The sequence below is a fragment of the Streptococcus sp. 339 genome, from assembly GCF_013277285.1.
GTDB classification, from domain to species: domain Bacteria; phylum Bacillota; class Bacilli; order Lactobacillales; family Streptococcaceae; genus Streptococcus; species Streptococcus pseudopneumoniae.
Window position 1 is genome coordinate 1 of record NZ_VMMR01000135.1, and the last position, 1,019, is coordinate 1,019.

Genomic DNA, 1,019 nt, shown 5'->3' on the forward strand with positions numbered 1-1,019 from the left:
ATAATAAGAGCCATAATCACAAAAAAATAGCAGATGGTCAATTTGACCACCTGTTATTTTTTTACCAATTAACAATTTTATCTACAATATTTTGTTGTTCAGTAGCTGTTTTCCTTAGATAAATTCGAGTAGTTTCTATACTTTCGTGTCCCATCAAATCTGCAAGCAAGGCAATATCATTATACTTCGATAAAAAATTCTTAGCAAATAAATGTCTAAAAGAATGAGGGTAAATTACTTTAGGATTCATTTTGTATTTATCAGCATAATTTTTTAACTGTTGAGCAACTCCTCTTGCTGTAATTGGTTCATTAAATTTATTCAAAAATAAATAACCACTTCGGCGATTTTCTGATTCTAACCAACTAAGACAACTATTTCTTAATTTTTTAGGAATGTACAGTCTACGAATTTTACCACCTTTTGAGTAAATGTCAAAATAACCGATTTCTACATGCTCTACTTTTAGTTTAATAAGCTCACTTACACGAGCCCCAGTTGCACCTAAAAACCAAACGACAAAATGCCATTTTAAAATACCATCTTTTTTCAAACTACGTTTAAGAAAAAGGTAATCAGCATGGCTAATGACATCTTCTAAAAACGGTTTTTGCTGTACTTTGACAAATTTTAATTTCAAATCATCATGACCAATAAAAGTCAGATATTTATTTACTCCTTGTAGTCGCAAATTGACAGTTTTAGGTTTAAAATTGTCTAATAAATATCCCTTGTATTCAAATAAATCTTCCATTTTGAGTTCATAATTCTCCAAGAAAAATCGAACACCATAAAGGTACGAACGCACAGTATTTTCAGCTAAACCAGCTTTCTTCAAATGTAATTCAAATTCTTTCAACGTAAAACTCCTATCTTATGTTTGATAGAAATTCCACCGCACGTAAAACTATTATACTAAATTAGTGCGTCAATATGGGCGAAAAATTGTTCGATTTTATCAACGATTCTGGATTGTTCAGGAAGGGGTGGGAGTGGGATTAGAATAGAAGCAACTTTAT

General features: G+C 30.8%; 2 protein-coding genes. Both read right to left on the bottom strand.

The window, feature by feature from the left end:
- Positions 1-61: 61 nt before the first annotated feature.
- Positions 62-859: a tyrosine-type DNA invertase PsrA gene (gene psrA, locus HT736_RS11415; protein WP_023934726.1), complete on the bottom strand. Its 798-nt coding sequence runs from the start codon at positions 857-859 to the stop codon at positions 62-64.
- Between the two features lie 56 nt (positions 860-915).
- Positions 916-1,019: restriction endonuclease subunit S (locus tag HT736_RS11420; protein WP_172930072.1), on the bottom strand; the 104-nt coding region annotated here is incomplete at its 5' end.